The organism is Zoogloea ramigera, from assembly GCF_006539865.1.
GTDB classification, from domain to species: Bacteria; Pseudomonadota; Gammaproteobacteria; order Burkholderiales; family Rhodocyclaceae; genus Zoogloea; species Zoogloea ramigera.
In genome coordinates this window covers 67,044-85,323 of the sequence record NZ_BJNV01000009.1, presented here as the reverse complement: position 1 = coordinate 85,323, position 18,280 = coordinate 67,044, and the positions used below count along the sequence as shown (strand labels likewise).

The 18,280-nt window shown below is 65.0% G+C and carries 12 protein-coding genes and 1 other RNA gene; 9 read left to right on the top strand and 4 right to left on the bottom strand.

From position 1 onward, the window contains the following. Window positions 1-3: 3 nt before the first annotated feature. Genes hisC through gyrA form a run of 4 tightly spaced genes read right to left on the bottom strand, consistent with a single transcriptional unit; the run spans window position 4 to window position 5,933 of the window. On the bottom strand, window positions 4-1,101 hold the full coding sequence (gene hisC, locus ZRA01_RS03940; RefSeq protein WP_141349505.1) for a histidinol-phosphate transaminase: 1,098 nt from the start codon (window positions 1,099-1,101) through the stop codon (window positions 4-6). Between the two features lie 18 nt (window positions 1,102-1,119). Next, window positions 1,120-2,199 carry a prephenate dehydratase gene (gene pheA / locus ZRA01_RS03935; protein ID WP_141349565.1) on the bottom strand — a complete coding sequence of 360 codons (1,080 nt, stop codon included), beginning with the start codon at window positions 2,197-2,199 and terminating at the stop codon, window positions 1,120-1,122. 37 nt (window positions 2,200-2,236) lie between these two features. Beyond that, window positions 2,237-3,319 (bottom strand): 3-phosphoserine/phosphohydroxythreonine transaminase, encoded by a 1,083-nt coding sequence (gene serC / locus ZRA01_RS03930; protein WP_141349503.1) that lies wholly within the window; start codon window positions 3,317-3,319, stop codon window positions 2,237-2,239. Window positions 3,320-3,347: 28 nt separating this feature from the next. After that, window positions 3,348-5,933, bottom strand: coding sequence for a DNA gyrase subunit A (gene gyrA / locus ZRA01_RS03925; RefSeq protein WP_141349501.1), 2,586 nt, complete (start codon window positions 5,931-5,933; stop codon window positions 3,348-3,350). Between the two features lie 319 nt (window positions 5,934-6,252). Here gyrA and ZRA01_RS03920 point away from each other — a divergent pair, with 319 nt between their 5' ends. The 9 genes from ZRA01_RS03920 to ZRA01_RS03880 all read left to right on the top strand — a co-directional run bounded on the left by ZRA01_RS03920 (window position 6,253) and on the right by ZRA01_RS03880 (window position 18,011). Continuing rightward, entirely contained in the window at window positions 6,253-6,870 is a 618-nt protein-coding gene (locus tag ZRA01_RS03920) for an OmpA family protein (protein WP_307724336.1), read from the top strand. Window positions 6,871-6,945: 75 nt separating this feature from the next. Next, on the top strand, window positions 6,946-8,262 hold the full coding sequence (locus tag ZRA01_RS03915) for a TRZ/ATZ family hydrolase (protein WP_141349563.1): 1,317 nt from the start codon (window positions 6,946-6,948) through the stop codon (window positions 8,260-8,262). An 89-nt stretch (window positions 8,263-8,351) separates the two neighbouring features. Next, window positions 8,352-9,077, top strand: a complete 726-nt coding sequence (locus ZRA01_RS03910; protein ID WP_141349499.1) for an OmpA family protein — start codon at window positions 8,352-8,354, stop codon at window positions 9,075-9,077. Window positions 9,078-9,214: 137 nt separating this feature from the next. Beyond that, complete coding sequence (gene ubiG / locus ZRA01_RS03905) at window positions 9,215-9,910, top strand: bifunctional 2-polyprenyl-6-hydroxyphenol methylase/3-demethylubiquinol 3-O-methyltransferase UbiG (RefSeq protein WP_141349497.1); 696 nt, start codon at window positions 9,215-9,217, stop codon at window positions 9,908-9,910. Then, on the top strand, window positions 9,903-10,559 hold the full coding sequence (locus ZRA01_RS03900) for an HAD-IA family hydrolase (protein ID WP_141349495.1): 657 nt from the start codon (window positions 9,903-9,905) through the stop codon (window positions 10,557-10,559). The genes ubiG and ZRA01_RS03900 overlap by 8 nt, the downstream gene beginning before the upstream one ends. A 60-nt stretch (window positions 10,560-10,619) precedes the next feature. Beyond that, window positions 10,620-10,983, top strand: a transfer-messenger RNA (tmRNA) gene (gene ssrA, locus ZRA01_RS03895). Between the two features lie 177 nt (window positions 10,984-11,160). Further along, entirely contained in the window at window positions 11,161-13,359 is a 2,199-nt protein-coding gene (locus ZRA01_RS03890; protein ID WP_141349493.1) for a type I restriction-modification system subunit M, read from the top strand. Further along, window positions 13,356-14,594: a restriction endonuclease subunit S gene (locus ZRA01_RS03885; protein ID WP_141349491.1), complete on the top strand. Its 1,239-nt coding sequence runs from the start codon at window positions 13,356-13,358 to the stop codon at window positions 14,592-14,594. The genes ZRA01_RS03890 and ZRA01_RS03885 overlap by 4 nt, the downstream gene beginning before the upstream one ends. A gap of 108 nt (window positions 14,595-14,702) precedes the next feature. Continuing rightward, on the top strand, window positions 14,703-18,011 hold the full coding sequence (locus ZRA01_RS03880; RefSeq protein ID WP_141349489.1) for a type I restriction endonuclease subunit R: 3,309 nt from the start codon (window positions 14,703-14,705) through the stop codon (window positions 18,009-18,011). The last annotated feature ends 269 nt before the right edge of the window (window positions 18,012-18,280 follow it).

Here is an 18,280-nt window from a genome sequence, read left to right as displayed (position 1 = left end):
CGCTCACACCAGACAGTCGGGCAGGACTTCGAGGAAGCGGGCGTTCTCGCTCTCGAGGCCGATGGACACGCGGAGCCACTCGGGCATGCCGTAGCCGCCGATCGGCCGCACGATCACGCCCTGAGCGAGCAGCGCGGCATTGACCGCGGCACCATCGCCGACCTTGAAGGTCACGAAGTTGCCGGCCGACGGGATCCAGTCGAGGCCAAGGCGCTGGAAGCCCTGGGTGAGCTGCTGCATGCCGGCGGCGTTGGCCACGTAGCTGCGCTCGAGGAAGTCGTCGTCGAAGAGCGCTGCGGCGGCGGCGGCGAGGCCGACGCTGCACACGTTGAAGGGCTGGCGCACCCGGTTGAGCAGGTCGATGACCGCAGGGTTGCCGAGGCCGTAGCCCACCCGCAGACCGGCCAGGCCGTAGGCCTTCGAGAAGGTGCGGCTCACCAGCAGGTTGGGGAAGCGGGCGATCCAGCCGATCGCGTCGTAGCGCTGGTCCGGCGCCAGGTATTCGGTATAGGCCTCGTCGAGCACCACCAGCACGTCGGCCGGCACGCGCGCCAGGAAGGCTTCGAGCTCGGGGCCGGGAATGAAGGTGCCGGTCGGGTTGTTCGGGTTGGCGATGAAGACAACGCGGGTGGCCGGGGTGATCGCCGCCAGCATGGCGTCGAGATCGTGACCGAAATTTTTGGCTGGCACCTGGATGCCCTTCGCACCGGCAGCCTGGGTGGCCAGCGGATACACCGCGAAAGCGTGCTGGGCGAAGACGGCTTCGCGCTCGGGGCCGAGGAAGGCGCCGGCAACCATCTCGAGCACGTCGTTGGAGCCGTTGCCAAGCACGATCTGGTCGATCGCCACGCCGTAGCGGCGGCACAGGGCGTCCTTCAGCTCGAAGCCGTTGCCGTCCGGGTAGCGGGCGATGTCGGCGAGGGCGCGCTGCATGGCTTCGCGGGTCTTCTCGCCGACGCCGAGGGGGTTCTCGTTGGAGGCGAGCTTGACGATGGAGGCCTCGTCCAGGCCCATCTCCCGGGCCAGTTCGGAGATCGGCTTGCCGGGCTGGTAGGGGGAAATGGCCCGGATATGGGCGGGAGCCAGGTCACACAGACGCATCGATCACTCCAGTTGGAATCAGTACACGGCCTGGGGGTAGGAGCCCAGGATCTTGAGATAAGCAGCTTCGGCAGCGAGGGCAGCAAGGGCGGTCTTGACCGCCGGCTCGTCCCGGTGCCCTTCGATGTCGACGTAGAAGACGTACTCCCACAGCGCCGCGCGGGCCGGGCGGGATTCCAGCCGGCTCATCGAAACGCCCGCGGCGGCCAGGGGCGCCAGCAGCAGATGTACCGCGCCCGGGCGGTTGGTGGCCGACATGATCAGGGAGGTCTTGTCGGCGCCGCTGGGGCCGGCGTCGTGGCGGCCGAGCACGAAGAAGCGGGTGGTGTTGTTGGGCTCGTCCTCGATGTTCTCGACGAGACGCGGCAACTCGTAGCGCTCGGAGGCGGCCTCGCCGGCGATCGCCGCGGCGCCGGGCTCGACGGACGCCAGCCGCGCGGCCTCGGCGTTGCTGCCCACCGAGATCCGCGGCACGCCCGGCAGCGAGCGGTTCAGCCACTCGTGGCACTGGGCCAGGGACTGGGCGTGGGAATACACCTTGGTGATGGCGCCAAGGCTGGTCTCGCGGCTCATCAGGTGCTGGTGGATGCGCAGCACGACCTCGCCGCAGATCTTGAGCGGCGAGCCAAGGAGCAGATCAAGGGTGCGGCCGACCGCGCCCTCGGTGGAGTTCTCGACCGGCACCACACCATACTGGGCATGGCCGGCTTCGACCTCGCGGAACACGTCGTCGATGGTGGTTTGCGGTACAAGGCGCGCCGCATGGCCGAAATGCTTGACCGCCGCGCTCTCGGAGAAGGTGCCCAGCGGCCCGAGAAAGGCGATGCCCAGCGGGTTTTCCAGCGACAGGCAGGCCGACATGACCTCGCGGAAGAAGAAGGTGACGCTCTCGTTGGGCAGGGGGCCCTGGTTGAGATCCTGGATGCGGCGCAGCACCTGGGCCTCGCGCTCCGGGCGGTACACGTGGCCGGCCTCGCCGTAGCGGGACTTGATCTCGCCCACGTGCTCGGCGCAGCGGGCGCGCTCGTTGAGCAGCGCCAGCAGTTGTGCATCGATGGAATCGATCTGGTCGCGAACCACGCCCAGTTCCTTCAGCATCGCCTCGTTCATGCGGTCTCCTGAAAAGCTGCGCCGCTCACGCCTTGCGGGCGGCGAAATCCTGCATCAAATCCACCAGCGCCTCGACGCCGGCGATGGTCATCGCGTTGTAGAGGGAGGCACGCATCCCGCCCACCGACTTGTGCCCCTTGAGGCCCGACAACTGCCGTGCCGCGGCTTCGGCCAGGAAGTCGGCATCGAGGGCCGGGTCGGCCAGCGTGAAGGGCACGTTCATGCGCGAGCGGCTGGCCACTTCGACCGGGTTCACATAGAAGCCGCCGCTGCCGTCGATGGCGCTGTAAAGCAGATTCGCCTTGGCGATGTTGGCCTCTTCGACGGCCGCCAGCCCACCCTGGGCCTTGAGGTTCTTGAACACCAGCCCGGCCAGGTAGATGCCGAAGGTGGGCGGGGTGTTGAGCATGGAGCCGTGCTCGGCCATCGTGGCAAAGTCCATCACGCTCGGCGTGGTGGGCAGCGCCTTGCCCAGCAGGTCTTCGCGGACGATGACGATGACTAGGCCGGCCGGGCCGATGTTCTTCTGGGCGCCGGCGTAGATCAGGCCATAACGCGAGACATCCATCGGGCGCGACAGGATGTGGGAGCTCATGTCGGCCACCAGCGGTACGCCGGCGGGGGGCTCGGGCAGCTCGAACATCTCGACGCCGTGGATGGTCTCGTTGGTGCAGATGTGAGCATAGGCGGCCCGGGGGTCGAACTGAAGCTCGTCGGCGCGCGGCGCGCGGGTGAAGCGGTCGGCCTCGGTGGAGCCGGCCACCCGCACGTCACCGATGCGCTGGGCCTCTTTGTACGCCTTCTTGGACCAGGAACCGGTGAGCACGTAGTCGGCCGAACGGCCGGCCAGCAGGTTCATCGGGATCTGGGCGAACTGCTGGGTCGCCCCGCCCTGCAGGAAGAGCACCTTGTAGTTGGCCGGGATGCCCATCAGCTCGCGCAGATCGGCCTCGACCTCTTCGATGACGCCGGTGAAATCCTTGCCCCGGTGGCTCATCTCCATGATGCTCATGCCGCGGCCGTGCCAGTCGAGGAGTTCGTCGCGCACCTGTTCGAGCACGGGAGTCGGCAACACTGCCGGGCCGGCCGAGAAATTGAAAATCCGCATCGTGTGAATCCTTCCTGCCTCAGTCTGCTCAGGCTTCGGTGCCGGCCTCGCCGCTCACCTCGCCGTCCTCGTGATCTTCCTCGTCGCCCTCGAGGATCTTCTGCACGCCGGAGAGGGTGCTGCCCTCGTCCACCGAGATCAGCGTGACGCCCTGGGTCGCACGGCCCATTTCGCGGATCTCGGAGACACGGGTGCGCACCAGCACGCCGCCGGTGGTGATCAGCATGATCTGGTCTTTTTCGGTCACCAGGGTGGCGGCGACGACCTTGCCGTTACGGTCGGAGGTCTGGATCGCGATCATGCCCTTGGTGCCGCGGCCGTGGCGGGTGTATTCGCCGATCGGGGTGCGCTTGCCGAAGCCGTTCTCGGTGGCGGTGAGCACGCCCTGCTCTTCGTCGCTGGCGACCAGCATGGCGATCACGGTCTGGCCGTCCTCGAGCATCATGCCGCGCACGCCGCGGGCCTGACGGCCCATCGGGCGGACGTCGTTCTCGCTGAAGCGCACCGCCTTGCCGGCGTCGGAGAACATCATCACGTCGTGCTGGCCGTCGGTGATCGCGACACCGACCAGATAGTCGCCCTCGTCGAGGCCGACGGCGATGATGCCGGCCTTGCGCGGGTTGGCGAAGTCGGTGAGCGGGGTCTTCTTGACGGTGCCCTGGGCCGTGGCCATGAAGATGAAGTGACCTTCGTCGAACTCCTTGACCGGCAGCACCGCGGTGATCTTCTCGCCCTCGAGGAGCGGGAAGAGATTGACGATGGGCCGGCCGCGGGCGTTGCGGTTGCCTTCCGGCACCTCATACACCTTCAGCCAGTAGAGCCGGCCGCGGTTCGAGAAGCACAGGATGTGGTCGTGGGTGTTGGCCACGAAGAGCTGGTCGACGAAGTCATCGTCCTTCACCGCCGCCGCCTGCTTGCCACGGCCGCCGCGCTTCTGGGCGCGGTAGTCGGTGAGCGGCTGGCGCTTGAAGTAGCCGGTGTGGGACAGGGTGACCACCATGTCCTGGGGCGCGATCAGGTCTTCGATGTTGATCTCGGCGGTGTTCATCACCACCTCGGAACGCCGCGGGTCGCCGAACTGCTGCTTGATGGCCGAAAGATCGTCGCTGATGATCGCGGTGATGCGCTCGGGCCGGGCCAGGATGTCGAGCAGGTCGGCGATGAGGGCCATCACGTCGCGGTATTCGCCGACGATCTTGTCCTGCTCGAGGCCGGTGAGGCGCTGCAGGCGCAGCTCGAGGATGGCCTGGGCCTGGGCCTCGGAGAGCCGGTAGCCCTGGGCCGACAGGCCGTATTCAGGCGCCAGGCCTTCGGGGCGGAAGCTGTCGGAGGTGGCGCGGGCGAGCATCTCCTCGACCAGCGGCGAGCGCCACTGGCGCGCCATCAGCGCCCGCTTGGCGTCGGGCGGCGTGGGCGCGGCCTTGATCAGCGCGATGATCTCGTCCACGTTGGACAGCGCCACCGCGAGGCCTTCGAGGATGTGACCGCGCTCACGGGCCTTGCGCAGCTCGAAGATGGTGCGGCGGGTGATGACCTCGCGGCGGTGGGCCAGGAAGCAATCGAGCATCTGGCGCAGATCGAGCAGCCGCGGCTTGCCATCGACCAGCGCCACCATGTTCATGCCGAAGGTGTCCTGGAGCTGGGTCTGCTTGAACAGGTTGTTCAGCACCACGTCGGGCATCTCGTTGCGCTTGAGCTCGATCACCACGCGCATGCCCGACTTGTCGGACTCGTCGCGAATGTCGCTGATGCCCTCGATGCGCTTTTCGTTCACCAGCTCGGCGATCTTCTCGATCAGGCTCTTCTTGTTAACCTGGTAGGGGATCTCGTCGACGATGATCGCCTGGCGGTCGCCCTTGCCGATGTCTTCAAAGTGGGTGCGCGCCCGCATGATGACCCGGCCGCGGCCGGTGCGGTAGCCTTCCTGGACACCGGCCAGGCCGTAGATGAGGCCGGCGGTGGGGAAATCCGGCGCGGGGACGATCTTGATCAGCTCGTCGATGCTGACGTCCGGCTCGGCCAGCAGCTTCTGGCAGGCGTCAACCACCTCGACGAGGTTGTGGGGCGGGATGTTGGTCGCCATGCCCACCGCGATGCCGCCGGAGCCGTTGATCAGCAGGTTGGGGATGCGCGAGGGCAGCACCAGCGGCTCTTTTTCGGAGCCGTCGTAGTTGGGGCCGAAATCGACGGTTTCCTTGTCGATGTCGGCGAGCAGCTCGTGGCCGATCTTGGCCATGCGGATTTCGGTGTAACGCATCGCCGCCGCGCTGTCGCCGTCCACCGAACCGAAGTTGCCCTGGCCGTCGACCAGCATGTAGCGCAGGGAAAAATCCTGGGCCATCCGCACGATGGTGTCGTACACCGACTGATCGCCGTGGGGGTGATACTTACCGATCACGTCACCGACGATACGCGCTGATTTCTTGTAAGCTTTGTTCCAGTCGTTACCGAGTTCGTGCATCGCGAACAGCACGCGGCGATGCACTGGCTTCAGGCCATCACGCACGTCGGGGAGCGCCCGCCCGACGATCACGCTCATCGCGTAATCCAGGTAGGCGTGGCGCATCTCGTCTTCGAGGCTGATGGGGATGGTTTCTTTGGCGAACGGGATCATGGCACCGCGGGAAATCGACTATTCGTCGAAGAGACGAAAAAACGCGATTCTAGCACGCCGCGCCAGCCCGTTCCTGCCCGCCCGCTGTGGCCGGCGGCACCCACACCCCACTGCCTGCGTTGTTATCCGCTGCCCTCGTGTGCTCTAATCCGGCCACGCAAATCATCACGATACGGGCGCCCCAGAAAGCCCCATCGATTCGAGGAGGAAATCCATGAACGCAGTCAAATTCCGCCTAGCATCCGCTACCCTGCTGATGCTCGCCAGCCTGGGCGCCACCGCCCAATCCAAGGACATCGTCGTTGACGGCCAGGGCTAAGTGCCCTACGTCGTCGATCAGCGCAACGTTGTCGCCCGCAGCGGCTTCGACCTCTGCTGGCGCACCGGCTACTGGACGCCCGCCGCGGCAGGCGCGGTCAAGGCCGGCGAGCTGCCGGTCGGCTGCCAGTGCGACAAGGACGTCGTCGGTGCCGACACCTGCGCCCCCGCCGCCCGTGGCGCTGCCGACGCCCCCGCCGCGGTCGCCGCTGCAGCCCCGGCTGCCGCCGCCAAGTGCGACTTCAGCGTGAACCTGTCGGCCGACAGCACCTTCGCCTTCAACAAGGCCACCCTCACCGGCTCGGCCAAGACCACCCTCGACAACGCCGTGATCGCCAAGCTCGGCAACTGCGCGGCCGTCGACACGCTCATCATCACCGGCCACACCGACCGCCTCGGCGCCCAGGGCTACAACCAGAAGCTGTCCGAAAAGCGCGCCGACGCCGTCAAGGCCTACCTGCTCGCCAAGGGCGTGAAGGCCGCCAATGTCGAAACGATGGGCGCCGGCAAGACCCAGCCGATCAAGGGCTGCGACGACAAGCTCGGCCGCAAGAAGCTGATCGAATGCCTCGCCCCCAACCGCCGCGTCACCGTGGACGTCAAGGGCCCCGCCAAGTAAGCTCGGCTCGCCCTGGCTTTTGCCCCGAAACCCCGCCACGGCGGGGTTTTTCATGCCCCGGACCTCACCACCATGATGCCGACACCGGTCGACCTCCTCATCGAAGCCCGCTGGATCATCCCCGTCGAGCCCGCCGACACGACCCTCGAGCACCACGCGGTCGCCGTCCACAACGGCCGCATCGTCGCCGTGCTGCCCACCGCCGAAGCACGCCTCCGCTACACCGCCGCCGAAACCGTCAGCCTGCCCGAGCACATCCTGACCCCCGGCCTCATCAACCTCCATTGCCATGCCGCAATGACCTTGATGCGCGGCCTCGCCGACGATCTGCCGCTGATGCGCTGGCTCCAGGAGGCCATCTGGCCCACCGAGGCGCGTCACGCCTCCACCGCCTTCGTCCGCGACGGCAGCCTGCTGGCCGCCGCCGAAATGCTGCGCGGCGGCATCACCACCTGCAACGACATGTACTTCTACCCGGAGGCCACCGCCGAGGCCTTCGACCGCGTCGGCCTGCGGGCTGTGCTCGGGATCACCATCATCGAGTTCCCGTCGCAATACGCCTCCGACGCCGACGACTACCTCCACAAGGGGCTCGCCACCTTCGACGCCTGGCGTGACCATCCGCTGATCCGCTTCGCCCTCGCCCCCCACGCCCCCTACACCGTCGCCGACGCCACCCTTGAACGCATCGGCTCGCTGGCCGACGAGCTCGAACTCCCCATCCACATCCACATCCACGAGACCGCCCAGGAGGTTGAGGACAGCCTGCGCACCTGCGGCCAGCGGCCGATCACCCGGCTGGAGACCCTCGGGCTCCTCGGCCCCAACCTGATCGGCGTCCACGCCGTGCACCTGAACGACGGCGACATCGAACGCCTCGCCCTCCATGGCTGCGCGGTCGCCCACTGCCCGACCTCCAACATGAAGCTCGCCAGCGGCGCCGCACCGGTCGCCCGCCTGCTCGACAAGGGCCTCAACGTCGGCCTTGGCACCGACGGCGCCGCCAGCAACAACCGCCTCGACCTCTTCCGCGAGATGCAGCAGGCCAGCCTGCTGGCCAAGCTCAGCACCGGCGACGCCACCGCCCTGCCCGCCCACCGCGCCCTGCGCATGGCCACCCTCGACGGCGCCCGCGCCCTCGGCCTCGACCACGAGATCGGCTCGATTGCCACCGGCAAGGCCGCCGACCTGTGCGCCGTGCATATCGCCGACCCCGACGCCCTGCCCTGCTTCCACCCCGTCTCCCACCTCATTCACGTGCTCGGCCGGCACGACGTTTCGGACGTCTGGGTGGCTGGACAGCAGCGTCTGCAAGGTGGCAGACTGTTGCAAATAACCAACACGGAGCTATTGAGCACGGCCCGGCTATGGCAGAATAGGCTCCGCCAATGAATTGGATATGCTGCCTGAGTTCATCACGAGCTCCAGCACGATTTAAGAATTTTCCGGTTCTACCCCTTTGCCTTGCGACGAGGAAAACGATGATCAAACAAGCCAAAAAACAACTGCTGATGGCCGCCGCGATGGCCGCCCTCGGCCTGTCTGCCTCCGCCAGCTTCGCCAAAGACATCGTCGTTGATACGAAAGGCGAAGTGCCTTACGTGATCGACGCACGTAATGTCGTGGCTCGTAGCGGTACCGACCTCTGCTGGCGCACCGGCTACTGGACTCCGGCCGCCGCCACCAACACCATGGCTGGCAACCTGCCGGTCGGCTGCGAGTGCGACAAGGACGTCGTCCCGGCTGACAAGTGCGCCCCCGCTGCCGCCCCGGCCGCTGGCGCCCGCGCCGCTGCTCCGGCTGCCGTCGCCCCGGTTGGCGAAAAGGTCAAGCTGGCTGCCGACACCCTGTTCGAGTTCAACAAGGCTGTCCTGCTGCCCGCCGGCAAGTCCAAGCTTGACGACCTGGCCGCCAAGTCCAAGGACATGAAGCTGGAAGTCATCCTGGCCGTTGGCCACACCGACCGTATCGGTGGTGATGCCTACAACCAGAAGCTCTCCGAGAAGCGCGCCGCCGCCGTCAAGACCTACCTGGTCGGCAAGGGCGTCGAAGCCAACCGCGTTTACACCGAAGGCAAGGGCGAGAAGCAGCCCGTGACCACCGGCAAGTGCAACAACCTCGGCAAGGACAGCGGCAAGAACAAGAAGCTGGTCGAATGCCTGCAGCCCGATCGTCGCGTTGAAATCGAAGTGATCGGCACCAAGTAATCCGCCATCCTTCTGGCTTCGCGTCAGTCGTCAAAAAGCCCTGCCCTGCAGGGCTTTTTGTTTTTCAGCCCCCGTGACCGCCGCGGGCCTATCGCAATACAATCGCAACCTGCCCACTCAACCCCGGATGCCGCTTCATGAACGCCGATCCCGCCGAACTGCAGAAATTCAGTGACCTCGCCCACCGCTGGTGGGACCCCGAATCCGAGTTCAAACCGCTCCACCAGATCAACCCCCTGCGCCTCGACTGGATCGACGACAACGCCCGCATCGCTGGCAAGAAGGTGGTCGACATCGGCTGCGGCGGCGGCATTCTTGCCGAATCGATGGCCGCCCGGGGCGCCCAGGTCACCGGCGTCGACCTCTCCGAGAAAGCCCTCGGCGTCGCCCGGCTGCACCTCTTCGAGAGCGGCGAGCAAGTCGATTACCGCCACATCTCCGCCGAAGACCTCGCCCGCGACTGCCCCGCCAGCTTCGACGTGGTGACCTGCATGGAAATGCTCGAACACGTCCCCGACCCCGCCAGCACCATCCGCGCCTGCGCCACGCTGGTCAAACCCGGCGGCAGCGTCTTCTTCTCGACCCTCAACCGCAACCTCAAGTCCTACCTGATGGCCGTGGTCGGCGCCGAATACGTCCTCAACCTCCTGCCGCGGGGCACCCACGAGTACGCCAAGTTCATCAAGCCGTCCGAGCTCGCCCGCTATGTGCGCGAAGCAGGCCTGGACGTCAACGAACTCATCGGGATGCAGTACAACCCCATCAGCAAGGTCTACTCCCTCGGCCGCGACACCGACGTCAACTACCTGATGCGCACCACCCGGAATGCCTGAGGCCGTCTTCTTCGACCTCGACGGCACCCTCGCCGACACCGCCCCCGACCTGGCCGGCATCCTCACCCGCCTGCAGCGGGAGCACGGCCTCGCGCCCACCCCGTTCGCGCAGCTCCGCCCCCAGGTCTCCCATGGCGTGCGCGGCATGCTAGGCGCCGGTTTCGGTCTCACCCCCGATGCCTCCGCCTACGCGCCCCTCGCCGCGCGCTTCCTCGAACTCTACGCAGACGCCCTGTGCGTCGAAACCCGGCTCTTCGACGGCATGGATGCGCTGCTCGACGGCCTCGACGCGCAGCGCATCCCCTGGGGCGTCGTCACCAACAAGGCCGAACGCCTGGCCCGCCCCATCATCAGCGCGCTGGGCCTGGCCGAGCGCTGCGCCTGCGTGATTGGTGGCGACACCGCCGCCCGCCCCAAGCCTTTCCCCGACCCCCTGCTCCACGCCTGCGCCCACACCGGCGTCGAGCCCGCCCGCTGCCTCTACATCGGCGACGACATCCGCGACATCGTCGCCGGCAAGGCCGCCGGCATGGGCACCGTCGCCGCGGCCTACGGCTACCTGGGCAGCGCCGAGCCCATCGACGCCTGGCAGGCCGACGTGATCATCCAGCACCCGCTCGAAATCCTCACGTTGCTGGGAAATCGCTGATCGCGTGGTATGATTCGGAACTTTCTGGTTATCGCCAGCACTAAGTAAAGCAGCAAAACTGGGGCCGACTTGGCTTCGACGTGGGTTGCAAAGCAGATCAGGGCATACCGAGGACCAGTCACCTCGTAAATCAACTGGAAAACTACAAACGCCAACGACGAGCGTTTCGCTCTGGCCGCCTAAGGCCTAAGCCACTGCACTGATTCGTTCCTGGGTCAGGTGGGGTCAAACCCGATGCAGTGTCATTTACAGGAACTAGCAACGGTCCGGGTTACTTGGTCCCGCGCGAAATTCAAGGTGACTCGCCTGGTGTCGGCCTGCCGACTGGCTAAACCCCGGGTTAAATCCAAGTAGGTCGGCTAAGTATGTAGAACTGACTGTAGAGGACTTGCGGACGGGGGTTCGATTCCCCCCGGCTCCACCAGAATCGAGTCCGGAGCGATCCGGAGAAGGTCGAGAAACCTAGCTAGATCGGGTTTCTCGGCCTTTTTTACGTCTGTAGTGTTCCAAACTGCTCCACTACAAATCTGGCGCGACGGGCTGTGCGCGGCCGAGGCTGACGATGATGGCAGGCGCCAAACGCAACAAAGAGACCGATTGAATGAACGTCCAGCAACTCGAAAACGAACTCTGGGAAGCCGCCGACCAGTTGCGGGCAAACTCCAAGCTCACCGCTGCCGAATATGCGATGCCGGTGCTCGGCCTGATCTTTCTGCGCCACGCCGACAACCGCTTCAAGGCCTATCTCCCCGAGATCGAGGCCGACATCCCGGCGCAGGTGCCTGCCGACCAGCGTGAGATGCTGATAAAGCTCGGGTTTCAGGGCAAGGCGGCCATCTACCTGCCCGAGGCCGCGCGCTTCGACCGCATCGCCAGCCTGCCGCAGGGCAACAATGTAGGCGAGGTCATCGACGCCGCAATGGACGTGATCGAGGCCGAATACGAGGTGCTCAAAGGCGCCCTGCCCCGCGGCTACCCCGCCTTCGAAACCGACCTGCTGTTTGATCTGGTCAAGATTTTCGACCGCCCCGCCATCAAGGCCGCCACCGGCGACGTGTTCGGGCGCATCTACGAATACTTCCTCAACAAGTTCGCCATGAGCGGCGCCCAGGAAGGCGGCGAGTTCTTCACGCCGCCCTCGCTGGTGCGCATGATCGTCAACATCATCGAGCCAGACCACGGCCTGGTGCTCGACCCCGCCTGCGGCTCGGCCGGCATGTTCGTGCAGACCGGCCACTTCATCGAGGACGTGCGCCACCAGCAGGCCAACGACACCGTCACCTTCCACGGCCAGGAAAAGAGCGACACCAACACCAAGCTCGCGCGCATGAACCTCGTGGTGCACGGGCTTGACGCCTCCAACATCCGCCAGGGCAACACCTTCTACGACCAGGTCGAGCACCTCGTCGGGCAATGCGACTTCGTCATGGCCAACCCGCCCTTCAACGTCGACGGCGTAGACACCAAGAAGGTCGAAGGCCAGGTCAAGCCCATCGAACAAGGCGGGCGCCTGCCCTTCGGTCTCCCCGGCACCAACGCCAAGACCGGCGCCATCAGCAACGCCAACAGCCTGTGGGTCCAGTACTTCTACGCCTACCTCAACGACAGCGGCCGCGCCGGCTTCGTGATGGCCTCCAGCGCCTCGGACGCCGGCAACAAAGACCGCGACATCCGCGAGCAGCTCGTCAACACCGGCCACGTGGACGTGATGATGGCCATCGGCAACAAGTTCTTCTACACCCGCAGCCTGCCCTGCACCCTGTGGTTCTTCGACAAGGGCAAGCCCCAGGATCTGCACGACCAGGTGCTGATGATCGACGCGCGCAACGTGTATCACGTGGTCTCGGCGCGCTCGCACATCTTCACCGACGAACAGCACGCCAACCTCAACGCCATCGTGTGGCTGTACCGGGGCGAAACCGACAAGTTCGTAGCCCTCGTCGCCCACTATCAACGGCAGGTGGACGCCTGGCTGGCCGCCATCCCCGGCCGCATCGCCGCCGACAGCGCTACCATCGAGCAACTGGCCGCGCAACTGCAGGCCTTCGCCCAGGGGGCACGCCTCACCGAGCTAAACGCCAGCCAGCCCGACGACGCGCAGCTCACCCAGGCCCAGCTCGATGACTTCAAGGGCGAGCTGGCCGCGGCCCAGGCCGACACCTGCGCGGAAGGCAACACAAACACGGCCATCGCCGCGCTGCTCGCTGCCTGCACCCAGGCCCGCGCCGCCATCACCCGGGCCGACCTTGCCAGCCACAGCGGGCAGCGCACGCTGCAGGCGGCGCTCGACGCCCTCGCCCCGCAATTGAGAAGCGCCGGCAAGGTGTTGGAAGCCCGCCACAAGCAATGGCTCAAGCTGATCGAGACCGCCGACAAAACCCTGCGCGCCCGCAGTAGCAAAGCCTTCGACGGCAAAGCCGTCCGTGACGGCCGACGCGCCCTGCTCGCCGCCGACCCGAAGAAGAACGAAGACCCCACGGTGCGCGACGCCGTGCTCGACGCGCTCAAGCAGGCCGCCTACTTCATCCATCAGGTCCACTGGCTGCACAGCCGCTTCCCGCACGGGCTGTTCGAGGACATACCGGGCCTCTGCAAGGCCGTGACAGTGGAAGAGATCGCCGCCAACGACTACTCGCTCACCCCGGGGCGCTACGTGGGCGTGGCGGCGGCCGCGGCCGAGGATGAAGACGACTTCGCCGAGACGCTGCGCGAGATCCACGACGAGCTGGCCGAGCTGAACGACAAGGCGGTGGAACTGGCGGGGCGGATTGCCAGGAATTTCGAGGGGCTGCTGGGATGAGCTGGCCAACCAAGCGACTCAATGAATGCGTCCGCTTTTTATCGGGCGGAACCCCGAACAAAGGCAAAGCGGAATACTGGGGAGGCGACATCCCTTGGGTCAGTTCTGCGGAAATGACCAAACACTTTTTGAGCGATACGTCCTTAAAAATCACTGACGCCGGCCTTCAGGCTGGAAGTCGATTAGTTCCGGAAGGAACAACCTTCGCTGTTGTTCGTGGCATGTCGCTGGCCAAGGAATTTCGGATTTCGCTTGCACAGCGTGCAATGGCGTTCAACCAGGACGTGAAAGCACTCATTCCGAAAGCCGGTATCGATGCGCGATTTATTTTTTACAGCCTTTCGGCCAACGCCAACGCAATTCGCGATCTTGCGACGGAAGCTGCACATGGCACCAAGAAGCTGGAAATGGATCGGCTCGAGAACTATGTCCTTCATGTTCCCGACGACATTGAAACACAACAGATTGCAGCATCCGCAGCCCACGCCTACGACGACCTGATCGCAACCAACCAGCGTCGCATCGCGTTGCTCGAAGACGCCGCCCGCCGCATCTACCGCGAATGGTTCGTGCATCTGCGCTTTCCTGGCCATGAGTCGGTACCGGTGGAAGACAGGGTACCGAAAGGATGGCGCAAGACACCAATTGCCGAGCAAACGTCTTTCCTAAATCGGGGGATCGCTCCGAAGTACGACGACACAGCGATGAGCCGGGTCATCAACCAAAAGTGCATCCGTGGTGGGCGCATCTCAATGGAGCCTGCGCGACGGCAGTCGAAGGACGTGAAATCCGATCGCCTGGTGCAGATAGGCGACGTACTGATCAATTCGACTGGTGCCGGCACCCTTGGACGTGTCGCTCAAGTGCGCACACCCGTCGAAAATTGCACTGTGGATACCCACGTCACAATTGTGCGGCCAATTCATGCGGACTCATCAAGCTATTTCGGTCAGGCCTTGTCCAACTTAGAGCCGGTTTTTTCCGAGATGGGTAAAGGCGCAACCAACCAATTGGAACTGAGCCGATCAGACATCGGCATGGTAGAAATTTGGCAACCGCCGCAGCATCTACAGATTGAGTTTCATCGATTAGTTGGACCGATGCTTGAGCAAGCAGCGCAGTTGAACGTCGCCAACCTATCGTTGGAAAAGGCCCGCGACCTGCTCCTCCCCAAACTGATGTCCGGCCAGCTCGATGTGTCCGGCATCCCTCTTCCCGAGAATCTCCCGGCCTGACCGATCCCGTGGCATATTCCGGCTGGCTGTGCGGCCGGCCGCGCATGGCTTGACGATGCAGCCGGGCCGCGTGGATGGCGGGTATCGATACGGGAGGGAGTCAACAAGATGGCCAGGAGGGATTATTCCGAAGACCTGCTGATCCAGGCGCCTACGGCCGAGCTGCTGGAGCAGACGCTCGGCTGGCAAGCCGTGTTTGCCCAGGACGACGAAGACTTTGGCGAGGACAGCCTGCTGGGCCGCAGCAAGGATACCGAGGTGGTGCTGCGCCGCGAGGTGCTGGCCGCCCTGCAGCGCCTTAACCCGGGCCTGCCGCCCGAGGCTTACAGCCAGGCCCTGGCGCAGGTGCTGCAGGACGACATCACCAAGACGCTGGTCGCCCTCAACCAGGAGAAATACACGCTGCTGCGCGAGGGCGTGCCGGTGAAGTACCGCGGCACCGACCACCACGGCGCCAGCCGGCTGGTGGACAAACGCCTGCGCCTGATCGACTTCGACTGCCCCGGCAACAACCGCTTTCAGGCCGTGCGTGAGCTGTGGGTGCGTGGGCGCCTGTGGCTGCGCCGCCCGGACGTGATCGGCTACGTCAATGGCCTGCCGCTGGTGTTCATCGAGCTCAAGCGCTTCGAGGCGCACATCGACAGCGCCTACAAGAAGAACTACAGCGACTACCTGGACACCATCCCGCAGCTCTTCCACTGGAATGCGCTGGTGGTGATCTCCAACGGCCACGATGCGCAGTATGGGTCGCTGACCAGCACCCGCGAGCACTTCTACCGCTGGAAGCGGCAAAACGAGGACGACCCGGAGCCGGGCAAGGACCAGCCCCTGCTGCCGATCCTGCTCAAGGGCATGCTCGACAAAACCCGCCTGCTCGACATCGTCGAGAACTTTGTGCTCTTCGATGCCAGCGAAGGCAGCACCCACAAGATCGTGGCGCGCAACCACCAGTACCTGGGCGTCAACCGGGTGATGGCCCGCCTCACCTCCACCGACCCGGTGATCCGGGACGAGGTGGCGGCCGGGCAGCTTGGCGTGTTCTGGCACACCCAGGGCTCGGGCAAGTCGTATTCGATGGTGTTCCTCACCGAAAAGATCCACCGCAAGGTGTCGGGCCGCTACACCTTTGTGGTCATCACCGACCGCAGCGAGCTGGACGACCAGATCGCCTCCACCTACACCAACACCGGGCGGGCCAACAGCAAGACGGACCAGGCCGCCAGCGGCGATGCCCTGCGCAGGATGCTGCGCGACCAGAACCGCCGCTATGTGTTCGGCCTGATCCAGAAATACCGCGAGCGGGTGCAGGAGGCGTATTCGACGCGGGACGACATCATCGTCATCAGCGACGAGGCGCACCGCAGCCAGTACGGCCGCCTGGCGCTCAACATGCGCAAGGGCCTGCCGCGCGCCAAGTTTCTGGGCTTCACCGGCACGCCCTTGATCGACGCCGGCGAAAAGCAGCTGACCCGCGAGGTGTTTGGCCACTATGTGTCGATCTACGACTTCCAGCGCGCGGTGGCCGACGGTGCCACCCTGCCCTTGTTCTACGAGAACCGCGGCGAGAAGCTCAAGATCGTCGACCCCAAGGTGAGCGAACGCATCGCCGCCCACATCGAGGCCGCCCGCCAGGCTGCCACGCTGGATGCCCCGTGGAGCGACGACAAGGAGGAAAAGCTCTACCGTGAGCTGGCCCGCGACTACCCCATCCTGACCTCGCCCACTCGCCTCGAGAAGGTGGCGCAGGATTTTGTGGACCACTTCCACCAGCGCTGGAAGGTGGTGGAACCCGGTGGCGGCAAGGCGATGGTGGTGTGCCTGGACAAGATAACCTGCGTGAAAATGCACGACCTGGTCACGGCCAAGTGGCAGGAAAAAGCCGCCCAGCTGGAAGCGAGCGTGGCCGCCGAGGAGGCGCTGTTTGCCGCCCGGGGCAAGACGCCGCCGAAGCTGCTGCAACAGCGCCGCGAACAAGTCGAGTGGATGAAGGCCACCGAATGCTGCGTGGTGGTCTCCCAGGAGCAAGGCGAGGTGGCCGAGTTTGCCAAGTGGCGCAACTTCCGCGACGAGGCGCTCGACATCGCGCCGCACCGGGAGAAGATGGTCAGGCGCAACCTGGAGAAGGAGTTCAAGCAGGCCGACAAGCCCTTCCGCATCGCGATTGTGTGCGCCATGTGGCTGACGGGCTTCGACGTAAAGTGCCTGGCCACGCTGTACCTGGACAAACCCATGCAGGGCCACACGCTGATGCAGGCCATTGCCCGGGTAAACCGGGTAGGCGGCGGCAAGAAGCATGGCCTGATCATCGACTACAACGGGATGCTGAAAAGCCTGCGCAAGGCGCTCTCCACCTTTGCCCAGGGCGACCGCGACGGCACCGGCAAGGGCGACGAAGAACAAAACACGGTGCGCGACGACTCGGAGGCCCTGGCCGAATACGCCCACAGCCTGAAGGCTGCGCGGGAGTTTCTGGTGGGCCTCGGTTTCGATGTGGACACCCTGATTGCCGCCAGGGGTTTCGACAAGCAACGGCAGATCCTGCTCGCGGTGAACCTGCTGTGCGAAAGCGATGAGCGCCGCAAGACCTATCAGGTGATCGTGGAAGACGTGCAGGCCCGCCACCGGGGCCTGTTTCCGCACCCGGGCCTGTTTGATTTCGATGCCGAAGAGAGCGCGGTGAGTGCGATCTACAACAAGCTGCAGGACGCCCGCGAGACGCCCGATGTGAGCGCACTGCTGCAGGACTTGTACGACGTTGTCGACACGGCCCTGACGACCGATGGCCAACCGGCAGCCGGCGCCATCAGGCAGAACCCGGTGCGCTACGACCTCTCCACCATCGACTTCTCGCGGCTGCGGGCCGAGTTCGAGAAATCGCCGTTCAAGAACGTGGTGACCTTGAACCTGAAGGAAAAGATCGAAGCGCGGCTGGCCTTGATGCTGGCGTGCAACCCGACCCGGGTCGATCTGTACGAGCGCTACCAGGAGATCATCCGGGAATACAACAAGGACAAGGACGCCACCGAGATCCAGAAGGTGATGGATGATCTGTTCGCCTTCAACGACAACCTGAACGAGGAAGAGAGGCGCTACCTGCGCGAGGGCCTCGACAGCGAAGAGCAACTGGCGGTGTTCGACCTGCTGCAAAAAGACACCCTGACCAAGGGCGACCGCGACGCTATCAAGAAGGTAGCCAAGGCGTTGCTGGAGAGGCTCGCCAGCGGCAAGCTGCAGATCGACCACTGGCGCGAGAAGGCCACGGCGCAGGCGCAGGTGAAGGCCGAGATCATCAAGCACCTGTACGCCCACCTGCCGCCGGGGGTCTACGACACGGATGAGATCAACACCAAGGCCAACGCCGTGTTTGCGCACCTCTACACGGCCGGTTTCGGCGAGGGCGCGAGGGTGTATCACTGACGGGGTGCAGGCTCGGGCGCGCGATTGGCAATGTGCCCGGAAGTGTCAGCGGGTTAGTCGGGTTACGCCCTGCGGGCTAACCCGACCTACGGTTTCGCTGTGATCCCGTTCAGGTAGGTCGGGTTAGCGCAGCGTAACCCGACACACCGCCCAGTTCAGGTAGGTCGGGGAGTGTCAGTAATTTTGTGTTCGAGGCGAGTTTCGAGTGATCCCCAGTTCAGGTAGGTCGGGTTAGCGCAGCGTAACCCGACAAACCACCCCTGTGCGCC